Genomic DNA, 17753 nt, shown 5'->3' with positions numbered 1-17753 from the left:
ACGCATCGCGGTTTCCGTTTCGACAGGAGCACCGTCATGCCCACTCCCGTTCCCACCGACACCACCGTCTCCGCGCACGTCGCCCACGCCCTTGCCGCCTTCACCGACCAGGTGTTTGGTGTGATGGGCAACGGCAACGCGTACCTGCTCGACGCGCTGGAACGTTCCCGCAGCGTCACGTTCACCGCCGTGCGCCATGAGGCCGGCGGCGTCGTGGCAGCCGACGCGCACTTCCGCGCGTCGGGCCGCATCGCGATCGCCACCGCGACGTATGGGGCCGGATTCACGAACACGCTGACTCCTCTCGCCGAGGCCGCGCAGGCCCATGTCCCTCTCGTGCTGGTGGTCGGCGATGAGCCCACGTCGGGCCCGCGCCCCTGGGATGTGGATCAGATCGCCCTGGCATCCGCGGTCGGAGCACGCACCTACACCGTGGGGCGTGCCGACGCCGTGGCGACCACCGCGATCGCGATCGAGCACGCGCTCAGCTACAAGGTGCCGGTGGTCCTCGCGATCCCGTACGACGTCGCCACGCTCGAGGCGGGCGAGCCGGGCGAGGTGCCCGCCCTGTCGCTGCCGTCACCGGTGCAGCCCAGAGGCGAGGTGGGTGTCGACCGGATCCGTGAGATCGCCGAAGCCCTGGCCACCGCGAAACGCCCGTTCCTGCTCGCCGGTCGCGGCGCGCACCTCGCCGACGCCGGCGACGCGCTGGGGCGACTCGCGGAAGCCACCGGCGCCGTGACCGCCTCAACCGCACTCGGACGAGGACTCTTCCCGGACACCCGCTACGACCTGGGGGTCACCGGCGGGTTCGGCGCGGACGGCGCGATGGAGCTGATCCGCGAGGCCGACGTCGCGGTGGTGTTCGGCGCCGGACTCAACCAGTTCACGATGCGCTTCGGTGAGTTGTTCGCCCCGGGCACCCGGGTGTTCCAGGTGGACATCTCCGCGGCCGCAACCCACGCTGTGGTGTCCGGCTATGTCCGAGCCGACGCCCGCGTCGCCGCCGAGGACATCCTCGCCGCTCTCCCTGAGCGCACTCTTCCGGCGTGGCGCGAGAGCATCGATCGCGATGCGCTGCTCGCACGCGATGCGGGTGATGACCTCGCACCCGACGGGCGCCTGGATCCTCGGTCCGTGGCGATCCGCATCGCACGGAGCCTTCCCGAGGACCGCGTCGTCGTCACCGACGGCGGACACTTCCTGGGCTGGGCCAACATGTACTGGCCGATCACGTCGCCCGATCGGTTCATGATGGTCGGCACGGCCTACCAGTCGATCGGGCTAGGCTTTCCGAGTGTGGTCGGTGCCGCCGCCGCACGCCCCCAGTCCACCATCGTCCTCTCCTCCGGAGACGGCGGCGGGCTGATGGCCCTCGCCGATCTGGAATCCGCCGTTCGGGCGGCCGGCGGGCGGGGCATCGGCGTGATCTGGAACGACGGCGCGTACGGCGCCGAGGTCAACCTCTACGGGCTCAAAGGCCTCGCCACCGGCCCCATGATGATCCCGGGCGTGAGCTTCGCCGCCCTGGCGGAGGCCGTCGGCGCCGAAGGCGTCGTCGTCACCTCACTCGACCAGCTCGATCGACTGGACAGCTGGGCCGAGGAGTCGGTCGACGAGCGCCGTTTCCTGCTCCTGGACTGCCGCATCTCCACCGGGGTGATCGCCCCGTACCAGCAGGAGATCATCCGCGTGAACTCCTGATGCAACGACGAAGCGCCGGCGAGATGCCGGCGCTTCGTCGTCTGATCAGGCGTCCGTGACGCCCACGCCGCACAGCGGGGTCTTCGCCTGCTCGGCCTCGTGATCGATGCCCAGCGGGATGCCCGCGCGATTGCGGAAGGCGAGGGTGGCCAGCAGACCCACGGCGGTCATCGCGAGCAGGTACCACATCACGGCGGTGGTGCCACCGGTCGCCTGGAACAGCGCCTCAGCCACCAGCGGAGCGAACGCACCACCGCAGATCGCGCCGATCGCGTAGGAGATCGAGACACCCGAGAAGCGCACCGATGCCGGGAACATCTCGGCGTAGAACGACGACTGCGGGCCGTACGTGAGCCCGAGGCCGACCGACAGGATCGACAGTCCGAGCGCGAACAGCACGACGTTGCCGGTGTTGACGAGCGGGAACAGCGACAGCACGCCGACCGCCTGCAGCAGCCACCCGATGACATACGTGCGTCGACGTCCGATGCGGTCCGAGATGGTGCCGCCGAACCACGTCAGCACCAGCCAGATCACCGCTCCGACCGCAACCGACCACAGCACCTCCGGGCGCGTGAGACCGAGCGCGTTCGCGCCGTATCCCTGGATCCACCCACCGGTGGTCATGTAGCCGACCGCGTTGTTGCCCGCGAAGACGAGCGCCGCAAGCACGACGACAACACCGTAGTTGCGGAACAGCACCACGATGGGGGTCTTGGTCTGTGCCGAGCGCTCGGCGATCTCCGTGAACACCGGACTCTCCTCGACGCTGCGACGGATCCAGTAGCCGACGAGGATCAGCACGACTGAGAGCAGGAACGGGACGCGCCAGCCCCACTCCAGGAACGCGTCACCGGGGGCGATCGCGGAGACGATGGCGATGACGGCGCTGGAGAGCAACAAGCCGAGCGGAACACCCACCTGCGGCGCGGCACCGAACGCACCGCGCCTCTCGCGTGGAGCGTGCTCGACGGCCATCAGCACGGCTCCTCCCCACTCGCCACCGGCAGAGATTCCCTGCAGCACGCGCAGCAGGATCAGCAGGATCGGGGCGATGATACCGGCGGCCGCGAAGGTGGGCAGCACGCCGATCAGCGCGGTGGCGACTCCCATACCGAACAGCGTCACCACCAGCACCTGACGACGACCGATGCGGTCGCCGAAGTGGCCAGCCAGGAAGGCGCCGAGTGGGCGGAAGAGGAAACTGAGGCCCACGGTCACGAAGGAGAGCAGGGTGGCGACGCCCGCCCCAGCCGGCTGGAAGAACAGCGTGCCGAAGACGAGGCCCGCCATCGTGGCATAGGTGAAGAAGTCGTACCACTCGATCGTGGTTCCGATGACCGTGGCGAAGACGACTCGGCGACGGTCGCCCGCCGAGCTGATGGTGCCGGTGGGGGTGAGCCCCCCGGGTGCTGCATGCGAACTCATGATGACTCCCTCGTCGATCTGTGCGGACTCGGACAACGGTCAGCGGAGGTTGTGGAATCGCCATTGTCCGAGTGAACATGATCATATACGATTTGAGATACGACTCAACAGGTTCTTCCGGTAGGGTCGCCGTGACTCATTCCCACCGACGTGAAGGAGAGACGATGGATACGGATCCGCGCTTCGCCGCTCTGCCGCTGCGCCCCGGCAAGATCATCGCCGTGCACCTGAGCTACGAATCCCGCGCAGCGCAGCGTGGTCGCAAGCCGGCACAGCCCTCGTACTTCTTCAAGCCGTCCAGCTCGGTCGCGGCATCCGGTGGAATCATCGAGCGCCCCGAGGGCACCGAGCTGCTGGCGTTCGAGGGGGAGATCGCGCTGGTGATCGGCTCCCCCGCACGCCGGGTTCCGCTGGAGCGCGCGTGGTCTCACGTCGGCTGGATCACGGCCGGCAACGACTTCGGCCTGTACGACCTGCGCGCGGCGGACAAAGGATCCAACGTCCGCTCCAAGGGAGGCGACGGGTTCACCCCGCTCGGCCCGGCGCTCATCGATGCCTCCGGCGTGGACCCGCAGGACATCGGCATCCGGACCTGGGTCAACGGCGAGCTGAGGCAAGACGATTCTTCGGCCGGGATGTTCTTCTCCCTCCCCCGCTTCGTCGCAGACCTGTCACAGCACTTCACGCTGGAGCGCGGCGATGTGATCCTCACCGGCACGCCCGCCGGTTCGACGGTTGTTCAGCCGAATGACGTGGTGGAGGTCGAGGTGTTCACACCCGACGCCAGCACCGGACGGCTGCGCACCACGGTGATCGCCGGCTCCGGCGCTTTCGACGCGTCGGTCGGATCGACACCGACCACCGACGACCTGCAGCGCGAGGAGGCGTGGGGCTCGCGGGCGGCGGCAGGACTCCCCCCAGTGCGCTCCGGGCTGGATCAGGATCTCGCCGATCGCCTGCACCGCGCACCCGTCGCCGGGCTCTCGCAGCAGCTGCGCAAGCGCGGGCTCAACAACACCACCATCGACGGCGTCACCCCGATGCACCCGGAGCAGAAGATCGTGGGCGTGGCCCGCACGCTGCGCTTCGTGCCGAATCGTGAGGATCTGTTCGCATCGCACGGTGGCGGCTACAACGCGCAGAAGCGCACCTTCGACGCCGTCCAGGACGGCGAAGTCATCGTCATCGAGGCTCGCGGCGAGGCCGGATCAGGCACGCTCGGCGATGTCCTCGCCATCCGCGCCCACGCCCAGCACGCCGCGGGGATCATCACCGACGGCGGTGTGCGCGACTACGACGCCGTCGCGGCCGTGGGCATCCCGGTGTACAGTCGCGGCGCGCACCCCGCCGTGCTCGGACGCCGCCACGTGCCGTGGGATTCCGACGTGACCATCGCCTGCGGTGGCACCACCGTGCAGCCGGGCGACATCGTGGTGGCGGATCGGGACGGCGTCATCGTGATCCCGCCCGCGCTAGCGGAAGAGGTGGTCGATGCCGCTCTCGCGCAGGAGGACGAAGACGCGTGGATCGCCGCGCAGGTGGCCGCCGGAGCAAAGGTGGACGGCCTGTTTCCGATGAACGCCGCGTGGCGCGAACGCTACGACGCCTGGCGCGCCGAGGAGGACGCCCGTGGCTGACTTCGGCCCCATCGACATCCACACGCCCGAGATCCAGGCGTCGACGAGCAAGTCGGAATACGCCTACACCTGGATCCGCGGCCACATCGACCGCCACCAGTTCGGACCCGGCTATCGGCTGGTACTGGCATCGCTCGCCGATGAGCTCGACATGAGCGTGGTGCCGGTACGCGAGGCCATCCGCCGGCTCGAAGCGGAGGGTCTCGTCACCTTCGAGCGCAACGTCGGCGCTCGCGTCGCGCTGGTGGACGCCGACCGCTACACCGACACGATGCAGTCGCTCGGCATCATCGAGGGTGCCGCCACCGCGCTGGCCGCCCCGCTGCTCACCGAAGAACTGCTCTCCCGAGCCGAGGCGATCAACGCCCGGATGGACACGCTGCTCGCCAACTTCGACCCGCACACGTTCACGATCCTCAACCAGCAGTTCCACGCCACGCTGTTCGAGGCGTGCCCCAACAAGCACCTCGTCGAACTCGTCGAGCGCGATTGGGCCCGCCTCGCGGGCCTGCGCGACTCCACGTTCTCCTTCGTTCCCGATCGCGCGGCACACTCCGTGCAGGAGCACGCCGCGCTGATCCGACTCATCCGCGACGGCGCCGACGGGCTGCGCATCGAGATCGCCGCCCGCGAACACCGCGACCACACTCTCCAGGCCTACCGCGCATCGCGGAGCCTTCCCTCAGCCAACTGAGCGCATCCTCGCGCTGACACCCAGGAGGACCGATGTCCGATCGTCACATCCCGGCGGAGCTGCCGGACCGCATCCGGCACTACATCGACGGATCCTTCGTCGATTCCATCGATGGCGACACCTTCGACGTGCTCGACCCCGTCACCAACGAGACCTACGTGCAGGCCGCCGCAGGCAAGAAGGCCGATATCGACCGCGCCGTCGCGGCCGCTCGCCGCGCGTTCACCGAGGGGCCGTGGCCGCGGATGGCCGCCCGCGAGCGCTCGCGCATCCTGCACCGCATTGCCGACATCGTCGAATCGCGTGATGCCCGCCTCGCCGAGCTGGAGAGCTTCGACTCGGGCCTGCCCATCACCCAGGCTCTGGGACAGGCACGTCGTGCGGCGGAGAACTTCCGTTTCTTCGCCGACCTGATCGTCGCCGAGCACGACAACGCCTTCAAGGTTCCGGGCCGGCAGATGAACTACGTGAACCGCAAGCCGATCGGCGTCGCTGGACTGATCACGCCGTGGAACACGCCCTTCATGCTGGAGTCCTGGAAGCTGGGCCCCGCCCTCGCCACCGGAAACACCGTGGTGCTCAAGCCGGCCGAGTTCACGCCGCTGTCGGCGTCGCTGTGGGCCGGGATCTTCGAGGAGGCCGGCCTCCCGCAGGGCGTGTTCAACCTCGTCAACGGACTCGGCGAAGACGCGGGCGACGCGCTCGTGAAGCACCCCGATGTCCCGCTCATCTCCTTCACCGGCGAGAGCCGCACCGGACAGATCATCTTCGGCAACGCCGCTCCCTACCTCAAGGGTCTCTCGATGGAGCTCGGCGGCAAGAGCCCGGCCGTGGTCTTCGCCGATGCTGACCTCGAGACCGCCATCGACGCCTGCATCTTCGGCGTCTTCTCGCTGAACGGCGAGCGCTGCACCGCGGGCTCCCGCATCCTGGTCGAACGCTCGATCTATGACGAGTTCGTCGAGCGGTACGCCGCCCAGGCCCGGCGGGTGAAGGTGGGAGACCCGCAGGATCCCGCCACCGAGGTTGGCGCGCTCGTGCATCCGGAGCACTACGAGAAGGTGATGAGCTACGTCGAGATCGGCAAGACCGAGGGTCGTCTGGTCGCGGGCGGTGGCCGCCCGGAGGGCTTCCCGACCGGGAACTATGTCGCCCCCACGGTGTTCGCCGACGTCTCCCCCGACGCCCGCATCTTCCAGGAGGAGATCTTCGGGCCGGTTGTCGCGATCACACCCTTCGACTCCGACGAAGATGCCCTCGCCCTCGCCAACAACACGAAGTACGGCCTCGCGGCATACGTGTGGACCAACGACTTGCGCCGCGCCCACAACTTCGCCCAGGCGATCGAGGCGGGCATGGTGTGGCTGAACAGCAACAACGTCCGTGACCTGCGGACCCCCTTCGGCGGGGTGAAGGCCTCCGGCCTCGGGCACGAGGGCGGCTATCGTTCCATCGACTTCTACACCGACCAGCAGGCGGTTCACATCACCCTGGGCGAGCCGCACAACCCCACGTTCGGCAAGCACTGAGCCGCCACGGCCCCGCAACGACGCAAGGACCAGACATGACCAACCGTGAAGACATGACGCTCACCTCCTCCGGCTTCTTCGTGAGCCAGGAGGCACCCATCGTCACCGACAACCCGATCGCCACGCCCGCCGCCACTGCGCCGGATGTGCTGCGCTGCGCTTACATGGAGCTCGTCGTCACCGACCTCGCCGCCTCGCGCGTGTTCTATGTCGACGTGCTCGGTCTGTACGTGACCGAGGAGGACGACGAGGCCATCTACCTCCGCTCCACGGAGGAGTTCATCCACCACAACCTGGTGCTGCGCAAAGGCCCCATCGCCGCGGTCGCCGCGTTCTCCTATCGCGTGCGCACCCCCGAAGACCTCGACCGCGCGGTCGAGTTCTACACGGAGCTGGGGTGCGACGTACGACGCAACCCCGACGGCTTCGTGAAAGGCATCGGAGACTCCGTACGCGTAGTCGACCCGCTCGGATTCCCCTACGAGTTCTTCCACCAGACCGATCACGTCGAGCGGATGTCGTGGCGCTACGACCTGCACATCCCGGGCGAGCTGGTGCGGCTCGACCACTTCAACCAGGTGACGCCCGACGTGCCGCGGGCGGTGAAGTACATGCAGGATCTCGGCTTCCGCGTCACGGAGGACATCCAGGACGAGGAGGGCACCGTGTACGCCGCGTGGATGCGCCGCAAGCCCACCGTGCACGACACCGCCATGACCGGTGGTGACGGCCCCCGTATGCACCACGTCTGCTTCGCCACCCATGAGAAGCACAACATCCTCGCGATCTGCGACAAGCTCGGGGCGCTGCGTCGCTCCGATGCGATCGAGCGAGGCCCCGGCCGTCACGGCGTCTCGAACGCGTTCTACCTCTATCTGCGCGACCCGGACGGTCACCGCGTGGAGGTCTACACGCAGGATTACTACACCGGCGATCCGGACAACCCCGTGATCACGTGGGATGTGCACGACAACCAGCGCCGCGACTGGTGGGGCAATCCTGTGGTGCCGAGCTGGTACACCGATGCCTCGCTCGTGCTGGATCTGGACGGAAACCCGCAGCCGGTGGTCGCTCGGACGGACTCCAGCGAGATGGCGGTCACGATCGGGGCCGACGGGTTCTCGTACACCCGCCCGTCGGACGACGACGCCATGCCGGAGTGGAAGCAGGGCGAGTACAAGCTCGGCCACCAGCTCTGATCCCCGACGACGAGAGGATCCATCCCCATGTTGACCCCCGAGACGATCACACGGTTGGCCGACGAACTCGCCGTCGCGGACCGCGAGCATACGGTGATTCCGCGCATCACCGCGAGACACCCCGGAGCCACGGTGGAGGATTCGTACGCGATCCAAGGGGTCTGGCGGGATCGGCAGATCGCCGCCGGGCGTCGTCTGGTGGGGCGTAAGATCGGTCTGACCTCCCGCGCGATGCAGCTGGCCACGGGGATCACCGAGCCGGACTACGGTGTGATGTTCGACGACACGGTGCATGACTCGGGTGCGGTGATCCCCGCCGCCGAGTTCTCGAACGTGCGCATCGAGGTCGAACTCGCCTTCGTGCTGAAGGAACCGCTGACCGGCCCCGGCTGCACGCTCGAAGCCGTGATCGCAGCGACGGATTACGTCGTTCCCGCTCTCGAGGTTCTGAACTCGCACATCGAGTTGGAGGGCCGCACGATCGTGGACACCATCAGCGACAACGCCGCCTATGGGGCTATGGTGCTCGGCACGGTGCATCGGCGTCCCGACGACGTCGACCTGCGCTGGGTCCCCGGCCTGCTGTTCAAGAACGGGCAGATCGAGGAGACCGGAGTGGCGGCGGGTGTGCTCGGTCATCCCGCCCGCGGCGTCGCCTGGCTGGCCGACAAGCTGCACCAGCACGGCGACCGTCTGGAAGCCGGCGAGATCATCCTCGCGGGGTCGTTCACGCGACCCGTGTGGGTGGAGGCCGGTGATACCGTGCTCGCCGACTACGGCGATTTCGGGACCATCGAATGCCGCATCGCATGACATCGCAGGACATCGCATGAGGGAGCACGCATGACACTCCAACCGACGTTTCGGGAGGCGCTCGCCGGCGCCGATCGACCGCTGATCGGCCTGTGGTCGGTCGCAGGATCCGCCCTGATCACCGAGATCATCGCCGGGGCAGGCCCCGACTGGGTGCTCATCGACATGGAGCATTCAGCCAACTCGCTGGAGTCGGTGCAACTGCAGCTCCAGGTGCTCGCTGGATATCCCGGAGTGAGCCCCGTCGTGCGGGTGCCGATCGGCGACGACGTGACGCTCAAGCGCGTGCTGGACCTCGGCGCGCAGACCGTGCTGGTTCCGATGGTGGGCACCGCCGAGCAGGCGCGTGAGCTGGTGTCGGCCGTGCGTTATCCGCCCGCGGGTCGCCGCGGCGTCGGCTCGGCTCTGTCGCGTTCGGCCCGGTGGAACCGGGTCGACGGCTACCTTGCCCATGCCGACGATCACGTCGCGCTCTTCGTTCAGATCGAGTCGGCTGACGCCGTGGAGCACGCGGCCGAGATCGCCGCGGTGGACGGCGTCGCCGGGGTGTTCGTGGGTCCGGCTGACCTCGCCGCTTCGTTGGGCGTGATCGGCCAGCAGGCACACCCCGAGGTGGTTGCTGCCGTGCATCGGGTGTTCGACGCGGTCACCGCCGCGGGCAAGCCGGTCGGCGTGAATGCGTTCGCTCCCGAGGCCGCAGAGGCTTACCTCGCGGCCGGTGCGTCGTTCGTCGCCGTCGCCGCCGACGTCTCGCTCCTCGCCCGCGCCTCCGAATCCGCCCTCTCGCGCTTCCGCCCCTGACCCCGCGACGTCCGCGAGACGCGGGCGAAACACCCGTGAGCCCCCGAGACGCGCACCGCATTGCCCGCGAGACTTCCGTCTGTGGGCGACAATCGCCGCGTCGCACGGATTCTCACCCACAGACGGAAGTCTCACGGGACATGGGTGGGCCCGGGAACAACGCGGGACAGGGGTGGGCCCGGGAACAACGCGCGAGAGGGGTGGGTGTAAGAAGAAGGCGGGGTGGTGGCCCCTCGCCAACCACCCCGCCTCAACTTCTCCTCAATCCCGCGCCCTCCGGAAACACCCCCCAGTGCTCCACACACGAGACGAGGAACGGTGGGACCTCATCGGGTCCAGCCCCACCGAATGGCGACGAATCGCCATCCCCTCTCGCACCGACTGCTGCGACTCCCCCCGGAATCGCATACGGTGTCTCACCCATACAGACGGCAACCCACACGATCTATGACGCGAAACCCAGAACTCTTTTGAAGAACTTTTTGCGGGATTGTCAAACAGTTGCGTGATCAGGAACTTTCTTGCGGAGATTTCCGCCCGCCGGAACGCCCGAGACGCTGCCGAGCGGTCTGCATGCCGGCACCGACCGGCACATGCCGGGTCGCGCGCGCGAGCCCGAAGGCCGGCATGTCGACATAGACCGCTTCCTGGTCGGCGACCGGCACCTGGTACGTCTCGTGCCACACGCCGACGTCCCCACTACCCTGCAGCTTGCGCATGTAGTCGCGCCACGGCTGCAGATGCGGAGCATCGCGATCGGCAGCGAACCGCTGCAGATGCTCCGGACTCTGCCAGTACGACAGCAGCAGGGTCGTCCGACCGAACCAGGAGTGACAGCCGAGCATCCCGGCATCCGGATGTTCCGCGAGGTGACCGAGCATGCGCGGCATCTCCCGCGCGACGGAGGCGACGCGTCGCAGCTTCCACCAGCGGTTCGCGCGCATGCCGATGAGAAACACGGTCACGCTCTCCAGTTCCGGCCGCGCGGTGTACCTGCCGGGAAATACCTCATTCATGCGATCCCCATTCCGTAACGATGTTATGCAACAACGTTACGATACGGTTGACGGCATGGCAAGACCTCCCGTTTACGACGATGCTCTCCGCGAACGCCTCCTCAGTGAGACCGTCGAAGCCATTGACACGCATGGCGTCGACGGCTTCTCGCTGCGTGCGGTGACGTCCGCCGCCGATACGTCGACCAGCGCGGTGTACGCCCTCTTCGGCAGCCGCGACGGCCTGGTCGCCGCCGTCATCGACGATGCGTTCGCGTCGTTCGGCGCGGCACAGCTCCGCGCGGAAGCCGACGGGCTCACGGCCCTGGGGCGGGCGTACCGAGACTGGGCTCTCGCGAACCCCGTGCGGTATCGCCTGATGTTCGGCGGCGCCCTCTTGGCCTGCGCGCCCGAGGACGTGCCGTCATCGGATCGGGCGATCGCGCCCCTGGTTCGAACGGTGACCGCCCTGCTGCCGCAGGCAAACGAGGCCGACGTTCGCACGCGCGTGCTCGCCATCTGGGCTCAGGTGCACGGTGCCGTGAGTCTGCAGCTCGCCGGCGTCATGCCCGATGGCACCGACTGGCGCGTCGTCTTCGAGGCGGTCGTGGCCACGATCGCCCGCGATATCACTCACCCGACACCCTGACACCCACGTCGACCATCGGGTCCTGCGCGTGTCAGCGAGGCGAAGGGCGCTCAGGACCCGCGAAGCGAGACGAAGTGCGCCCCCGGCTGAATCAGCTCGTCGGGAGCCAGATGCGCATGGTGCCGGGACCGCGCCGCGCCCACGTGTAGTACGGCACCAGCGGGATCTTCACCGCCTCCGCAACTGCATCGACATCCCCACGGTACGGCCAGCCGTTCGACGCCGCGGGACGCAGTCGTCCGCGAGCGCGGACACCACCCTCCGTGTGCTCCAGCGGAGCGGTCACGTCGATCACCAGGTCGGCGACATCAGCACCGCCGATGTCCACCGATTCAGCGCACAGCACGAGCGGACCCGCCTCCACCGCAACCGACCCGCGTACGGCGTCGATCCGGGGATCGGGGTGAGTCAGTCGCGGTGCGATCGGAAGCGTGAGGACAACCGCCTCCCCCACCGCGAGGTGCGACAGACGCAGCATGCCATCGCGAATCGCATCAACAGACACCTCCGATTCCGCCCCATCTCGGAGGACGGTGGCGCCGCTCGCCCACGCCGGCAGCCGCAGCCGCAGTTCGGCTTCGGCGGGGGCATCCACCACCGTGATCGTCACTCGCCCATCGTGCGGGTACGCGGTGCGCGTCTGCAGCACCATCGGCCCCTCCGGAAGGAACGCACGAATGTCCGCGTCGGCGTACTGGACGATGCTCACCCCGTGCTCGTCCATCACCGCGACATACGCCGCGAGCTGCGACAGTGTCCGCGCCACGTTGGTCGGGCAGCACGACACCTCGAACCAGGGCGCCCGAAGCTGCGCTCGAGCGCGCCGGCTGATGTCATCCGCGCCGACCGGCTCACCCGCCACCCGCTGCTGTAGCGGATTCGTGTAGAAGAACGCCCGTCCGTCCGCCCGCGGCGACACCGCCACGACGTTGTACAGCGTGCGCTCGATGATGTCGCCGTAGCGAAGGTCGCCGGTCCCGAGCAGCAGGCGCCACGCGGTCATCACCGAGCCGATCCCGGCGCAGGTCTCGCAGTACGCCCGGTCGGCCGGGAGCTCGAAATCCTCGCCGAACGCCTCATCCTGATGATGAGATCCCATGCCGCCGGTCAGATACGTGCGCCGCTCCAGCGTGCGATCGTAGGCGCGGCGGACGGCATCCGCGAGCTCCGTGTCGGCGAACTCGTCAGCCACGTCGAGCGCACCGGCCGAGAGGTACAGTGCCCGCACGGCGTGACCGCGCAGCACCGTGGCGTCGCGGACGGGGATGTCGTCCTGGTAGTACTCGCGACCGAACTCGATGTCAGGCAGCACCTGATGCCCTCGACGCTCCACGAACTCGCGCGCCTGGTCGAGATAGCGCCGCTCCCCCAGCGCACGACCGAGTTCCGCGAGCCCGACCTCGATCTCCGGATGCCCGCAGATGCCAGGATGCGCGCCCGGCGCGAAGACCTCGCACACGTGATCCGCCGCGCGCACGGCCACGGCGACGAGCTCGTCGCGATGCCCCGATCGCACCCGGGCGACGGCGGCCTGAAACAGGTGGCCGAGACAGTACAGCTCGTGCCCCCACTCCAGCTGCGACCATCGCGGATCCTGTCCCGGGTTGCCGAACATCGTGCTGAGATAGCCGTCGGGCTGCTGCGCCGCGGACACGCGCGCGACGATGGCGGCGAATCGCGATTCCAGCCCCGCGTCGGGCTCGCGGCCCAGCTGCCAGGCCATCGCCTCCAGCAGCTTGTAGATCTCGGAGTCGGAGAACTCACGCCCCTGGCACGTCTGGGCGACCGTGCCCGCCGCGACCGCGTCGAAGTTCGCGAGCCAGCCGGTCCGCTCCTCCCAGTGCTCGGCATGCGGGATGATCGCGTCGCGCGCGAGGCGCTCCCGCTCGCCCCAGAACCCGCCGGTGAGGCGGACGGCATCCAGCCCCAGTGGACGGACGGCGGAGCGTGCGGGGACGACCGGCGCAATGGTGTCAGGAGTGGTCATGTCTGCCTTTCGCTGCGGTGTGGAGGAAGGTTCTTCGGCGACCGGATGCATCAGAAGAGAGGCATGTCGCCACTGCGCTTCGTCTCGCTTCGCTCGCTCAGCACCCGATGGAGGGACGACGCGAAGGGCGCTCAGCAACCGACGGAGCCCCGCCCCGCACACCACGGCGGGACGGGGCTCACGGGTCAGGCCTTCGCGACCTCGACCTCGATGACGGCCCACGACAGCGCCGGAAGCGTGGTGGTCAGCGAACCACCATCAACCGCGGCGGACAGCGGCTGCAGTCCCACGCGCTCCTGCGCGTCCACAACGTTGGAGGTGAATCGGTCGCCGCCCTCGGGAACGGTGAGCACCTCAGCGCGGGTGACGCGCGAGCCGGTGAAACCACGCAGCGACACCGACACCTCGGCCTGCTCATCCAGCCCGCGGTTGGCGAGGAAGATGGCGACACGGCCCGTCTCCTCGTCCCAGGTGGCGCTGGCGTCGACGAGGTCGGCATCGCCGAAGCGCGCGGTGTCGTACTTGTCGCTGGACACCGCGAGGCGGAGGATCTCGCCACGAGCGAGTTCCGACATGCGCGCGAAGGGCCAGAAGATCGACTGACGCCACGCCGGCCCACCGGCCTCGCTGCGGATCGGGGCGATGACGTTGGCCAGCTGGGCCTGGTTCGCGATCGACACGCGGTCACCGTGACGCAGCAGGGAGTTCAGCAGCGTGCCGACCACGACGGCATCGGTGACGTTGTACTCGTCCTCGATGATGCGCGGGTGCTCCTTCCACACGCCCGCTGCCTCGATCTCGCCCGGGGAGTCGACACCGGGACGGCTCTGGTACCAGACGTTCCACTCGTCGAACGAGAGGTTGATGAACTTCTTGTGCTTGCCTGCCGCGCGCACCGCGTCGGCGGTGGAGACGACCGACTCGATGAAGTAGTCCATGTCGACGGCGGAGGCCAGGAAGCTGGCGGCATCGCCTTCCTTCTCCTCGTAGTACGCGTGCAGCGACACGTAGTCGGCCACGTCGTAGGTGTGGCCGAGGACGATGCGCTCCCACTCCCCGAACGTGGGCATCCCGCTGGACGAGCTTCCGCAGGCGACCAGTTCGATCGACGGGTCCACCAGACGCATCGCCTTCCCAGCCTCCTGCGCCAGACGACCGTACTCGTCGGCCGTCTTGTGGCCGATCTGCCAGGGGCCGTCCATCTCGTTGCCCAGGCACCAGAGCTTGATGTTGAACGGATCTGCCGCGCCGTTGCGACGACGAAGGTCGCTCAGCGCCGTGCCGCCCGGGTGGTTGGCGTACTCGACGAGTGCGCGTGCAGCTTCCACGCCCCGGGTGCCGAGGTTGATGGCCTCCATGATCTCGACGTCGGCCTTGCGCGCCCAGCTGGCGAACTCGTGCAGGCCGAAGGCGTTCGTCTCCACCGTGTGCCATGCGCCGTCCAGCCGGCGGGGCCGCTCGGCGACCGGACCTACGCCGTCCTCCCAGCGATAGCCGGAGACGAAGTTGCCGCCCGGGTAGCGGACGACGCTGACGCCCATCTCGCGAGTGAGCTCCAGCACATCGGTGCGGAAGCCCTCCTCGTCCGCGGCGGCATGGCCGGGCTCGTAGATGCCGGTGTAGACGCACCGACCCATGTGCTCGACGAACGATCCGAAGATCCTCCGGGGCACCGGGCCGACGGTGAAGTCGCGATCGACGGTGATGGTCGCGCGGGACATGTGACTCCTCATTGTCGCTGTCGTATCGATGACGGCCTCCCCGCCATGCGGCGACGGTGCCCGTTGGATGACGACATTACATCGTTGGAACTGAACTGTCGAGCACCATGTTCCACCCCTCTCCATCACCGCACGTGACCGGTCCCTTCCGCGAAAAATCAACAACCTGCCATTGCGATACCGCTCCACTCGCGCTACCGTTACCACGTTGAAATGAGACCAACTCATCTCAACGCCCGAGAATCCGCTTCTCGGATCTCGTCGACAAGGAGGTCACGTACGAATGCCTGACACCTCTCTCCGGCTGACCCGCCGGGGGTTTCTCGCTGCGGCTCTCGGGGCCGCGGCCGTCCCGCTGCTCGCGGGCTGCTCCTCCCCCGTCTCCGCGGGTCTGTTCGGCAGCAGCCTGAAGCCCGAGACGCTCGTGTTCTGGAACCTGTTCGGCGGCGGTGACGGCGTCCGACTCCAGGAGATGCTGGACGTCTATCGCTCGCAGAACGGTCCGGATTCGCTCCAGGCCACGACGTTCGCCTGGGGCAACCCGTACTACACGAAGGTCACGCTGGCGACGGTCGGCAACAAGCCACCGGATGTCGCCGTCTCCCACCTCACCCGCGCGAAGCCCCTGTGGCAGGGCGGACTGATCGATCCGATCACCGAGGAGGACCTCGCCGGCGTCGGCCTGTCCGCGGCCGACTTCTCCGAGCGTCCGTGGAACGCGCAGATCACCGACGGTCAGAACATCGCGATCCCGATCGACACCCACCCGCTGGTGATGTTCTTCAACCAGTCGGTCTGCGAGAAGGCTGGGCTCATCTCCGGAGGCAAGCTGCAGAAGCTCGACGGCATCGACACCTTCGAGCAGGCGCTCGCCGCGATCCACGATGTCACCGGCGGTGAGGCGATCACGATCGCCAACGTCGGCGGTGAGACTGCAACCCCGTGGCGCGTGTTCTGGACGCTCTACAACCAGCACGAGGGCGCGACGCCCTTCCTCTCCGACAACGGTGCGAAGCTCACGGTCAACGAGGACATCTTCCTGTCGGTGATGGATCGCGTTCAGACCTGGGTGAAGAACGGCTGGACCAACAAGGGCCTCGACTATGCCACCGCACAGTCGTACATGTTCACCGAGAAGGCCGGCCTGTACCTGCAGGGTGAGTGGGAGATCTCCACCGCGATGTCGGTGAAGGACCTGAAGTTCGGCATGGTGCCGGTGCCCACCCTGTTCGACAAGGCCGCGTCCCAGGCCGACTCGCATGCGCTGATCCTGCCGCGCAAGAATCGCACACCGGAGCAGCGTCAACAGGCGATGCTGTTCATCAAGTCGATGCTTGATCAGTCGATGACCTGGGCTCAGGGCGGTCACGTTCCGTCCTACCTGCCCACGGCGAACAGCACGGAGTTCCGCAACCTCGTGCCGCAGTCCGACTACGCCTCTGCAGCCGACTCTGCCGTGTACGACGACCCCGCCTGGTACGGCGGATCCGGATCCACGTTCGAGGCCATCGTCGGCGCCCAGCTGGGTCTGGTGCAGCAGCTGTCCATCTCGCCGACGCAAGCGCTGTCGGCCATCAAAGATCAACTCGCCGTGTATCTCAACACGCCGAGCCCGCTCTGACCCGGAGGTACGACGACGTGACCACCGCAACCCTCACCGTCCCGCGCGCCGCGCGCGGCAGACACCGCACGGCGCGCTCCGGCTACGCCGGCGCCACCACCGGCACCGCGCGCAGCGCCTGGCTGTTCATCGCGCCGTTCGGGATCTTCTACCTGGCGTTCCTGCTGGGGCCGACCATCTATATGCTCGTCATGAGCTTCTTCAACACCTCGACGGTGCGCACCGGCCTCGGCTCGTTCGCCGGCTTCGCGAACTACGCCGAGATGCTCACCCGCGCGGACTTCTGGAGCTCGCTGTGGCACACGCTGCAGTTCACGCTCTACACCACGCCGCCGCTGGTGATCCTGGCGTTCGTGTTCGCCGTGCTCACCAACCGGATGCGCCGCTTCCAGTGGTTCTACCGCCTGGCGTTCTTCCTGCCCTACATCCTCCCGTCGGCGACGATCTCGCTGATCTGGGTGTTCATCTTCACCCCGACCACCGGCCTCTGGGCCTGGGTGGAGTCGCTGTTCGGCATGACGCCGGGGTCGGGTGTGCTCTCCGACCCCAACACCGCGATGATCGGCATCGCGATCGCCACCCTGTGGTGGACGATCGGCTTCAACTACGTGCTGTATCTCGCGGGTCTGCAGGAGATTCCGCGCGAGCTGTACGAGGCCGCGGCCGTCGACGGTGCGACCCCCTGGCAGCAGATCCGCTACATCACCATCCCGATGATCAGCAAGACCACGACGCTCGTGGTGCTGCTGCAGATCATCGCCAGCCTGAAGATCTTCGACCAGGTGTACCTGATGACCGCCGGCGGGCCGGGCATCTCCACACAGGTCACGCTCGGCGTGATCACCAACACGGCCTTCACCGACAACCGGCTCGGGGCGGCATCGGCGGCGAGCGTGCTGCTGTTCATCGTCATCGTCGTGGTCGCGATCATCCGGCAGCTGTTCGAGCGCGCCGCCGCCCAGAAGGAGAGCTGAG

At 67.8% G+C, this 17753-nt stretch carries 14 protein-coding genes; 10 read left to right on the top strand and 4 right to left on the bottom strand.

What is annotated here, in order from left to right:
• Window positions 1–36 precede the first annotated feature (36 nt).
• Window positions 37–1704 (top strand): thiamine pyrophosphate-binding protein, encoded by a 1668-nt coding sequence (locus tag ABTV68_RS05165; protein WP_433676545.1) that lies wholly within the window; start codon window positions 37–39, stop codon window positions 1702–1704.
• Window positions 1705–1749: 45 nt separating this feature from the next.
• Here the strand turns inward: ABTV68_RS05165 and ABTV68_RS05160 are convergent, their stop codons facing one another.
• Complete coding sequence (locus ABTV68_RS05160) at window positions 1750–3132, bottom strand: MFS transporter (protein WP_433676544.1); 1383 nt, start codon at window positions 3130–3132, stop codon at window positions 1750–1752.
• 164 nt (window positions 3133–3296) lie between these two features.
• On the opposite strand from ABTV68_RS05160, the gene ABTV68_RS05155 reads away from it, so the two are divergent.
• The 6 genes from ABTV68_RS05155 to ABTV68_RS05130 are packed head-to-tail and all read left to right on the top strand — an operon-like array spanning window position 3297 to window position 9805.
• Window positions 3297–4769 (top strand): fumarylacetoacetate hydrolase family protein, encoded by a 1473-nt coding sequence (locus ABTV68_RS05155; protein ID WP_433676543.1) that lies wholly within the window; start codon window positions 3297–3299, stop codon window positions 4767–4769.
• Window positions 4762–5463, top strand: a complete 702-nt coding sequence (locus tag ABTV68_RS05150) for a GntR family transcriptional regulator (protein ID WP_433676542.1) — start codon at window positions 4762–4764, stop codon at window positions 5461–5463. Before ABTV68_RS05155 ends, ABTV68_RS05150 begins: the two co-directional genes overlap by 8 nt.
• 32 nt (window positions 5464–5495) lie before the next feature.
• On the top strand, window positions 5496–6992 hold the full coding sequence (gene hpaE / locus ABTV68_RS05145) for a 5-carboxymethyl-2-hydroxymuconate semialdehyde dehydrogenase (protein WP_433676541.1): 1497 nt from the start codon (window positions 5496–5498) through the stop codon (window positions 6990–6992).
• Window positions 6993–7027: 35 nt separating this feature from the next.
• Entirely contained in the window at window positions 7028–8191 is a 1164-nt protein-coding gene (gene hpaD / locus ABTV68_RS05140; RefSeq protein ID WP_433676540.1) for a 3,4-dihydroxyphenylacetate 2,3-dioxygenase, read from the top strand.
• A 27-nt stretch (window positions 8192–8218) separates the two neighbouring features.
• Entirely contained in the window at window positions 8219–9004 is a 786-nt protein-coding gene (locus ABTV68_RS05135; protein ID WP_433676539.1) for a 2-keto-4-pentenoate hydratase, read from the top strand.
• 30 nt (window positions 9005–9034) lie between these two features.
• The gene (locus tag ABTV68_RS05130; protein ID WP_433676538.1) at window positions 9035–9805 is read left to right on the top strand and encodes an HpcH/HpaI aldolase family protein; all 771 of its coding nucleotides are present in this window, start codon (window positions 9035–9037) and stop codon (window positions 9803–9805) included.
• A gap of 509 nt (window positions 9806–10314) precedes the next feature.
• On the opposite strand, the gene ABTV68_RS05125 is transcribed toward ABTV68_RS05130, so the two are convergent.
• Window positions 10315–10821, bottom strand: coding sequence for a DUF4188 domain-containing protein (locus ABTV68_RS05125; protein ID WP_433676536.1), 507 nt, complete (start codon window positions 10819–10821; stop codon window positions 10315–10317).
• A gap of 55 nt (window positions 10822–10876) precedes the next feature.
• On the opposite strand from ABTV68_RS05125, the gene ABTV68_RS05120 reads away from it, so the two are divergent.
• Window positions 10877–11449, top strand: a complete 573-nt coding sequence (locus ABTV68_RS05120; RefSeq protein ID WP_433676534.1) for a TetR/AcrR family transcriptional regulator — start codon at window positions 10877–10879, stop codon at window positions 11447–11449.
• Between the two features lie 91 nt (window positions 11450–11540).
• On the opposite strand, the gene ABTV68_RS05115 is transcribed toward ABTV68_RS05120, so the two are convergent.
• Window positions 11541–13436, bottom strand: coding sequence for a glycoside hydrolase family 127 protein (locus tag ABTV68_RS05115; RefSeq protein WP_433676533.1), 1896 nt, complete (start codon window positions 13434–13436; stop codon window positions 11541–11543).
• Window positions 13437–13621: 185 nt separating this feature from the next.
• Window positions 13622–15157: an alpha-N-arabinofuranosidase gene (locus tag ABTV68_RS05110; protein WP_433676532.1), complete on the bottom strand. Its 1536-nt coding sequence runs from the start codon at window positions 15155–15157 to the stop codon at window positions 13622–13624.
• Window positions 15158–15440: 283 nt separating this feature from the next.
• Between ABTV68_RS05110 and ABTV68_RS05105 the strand changes: the two genes are divergently transcribed.
• Both ABTV68_RS05105 and ABTV68_RS05100 read left to right on the top strand, forming a co-directional pair.
• Window positions 15441–16778 (top strand): extracellular solute-binding protein, encoded by a 1338-nt coding sequence (locus ABTV68_RS05105; RefSeq protein ID WP_433676531.1) that lies wholly within the window; start codon window positions 15441–15443, stop codon window positions 16776–16778.
• A gap of 17 nt (window positions 16779–16795) precedes the next feature.
• Window positions 16796–17752 carry a carbohydrate ABC transporter permease gene (locus ABTV68_RS05100; RefSeq protein ID WP_433676530.1) on the top strand — a complete coding sequence of 319 codons (957 nt, stop codon included), beginning with the start codon at window positions 16796–16798 and terminating at the stop codon, window positions 17750–17752.
• Window position 17753 lies beyond the last annotated feature (1 nt).

Origin of the sequence: Microbacterium gorillae (assembly GCF_050990725.1) — a bacterium.
GTDB lineage: Bacteria > Actinomycetota > Actinomycetes > Actinomycetales > Microbacteriaceae > Microbacterium > Microbacterium gorillae_A.
Note: the sequence above shows the minus strand (reverse complement) of the source record. Positions and strands in the feature narration are given on the sequence as shown.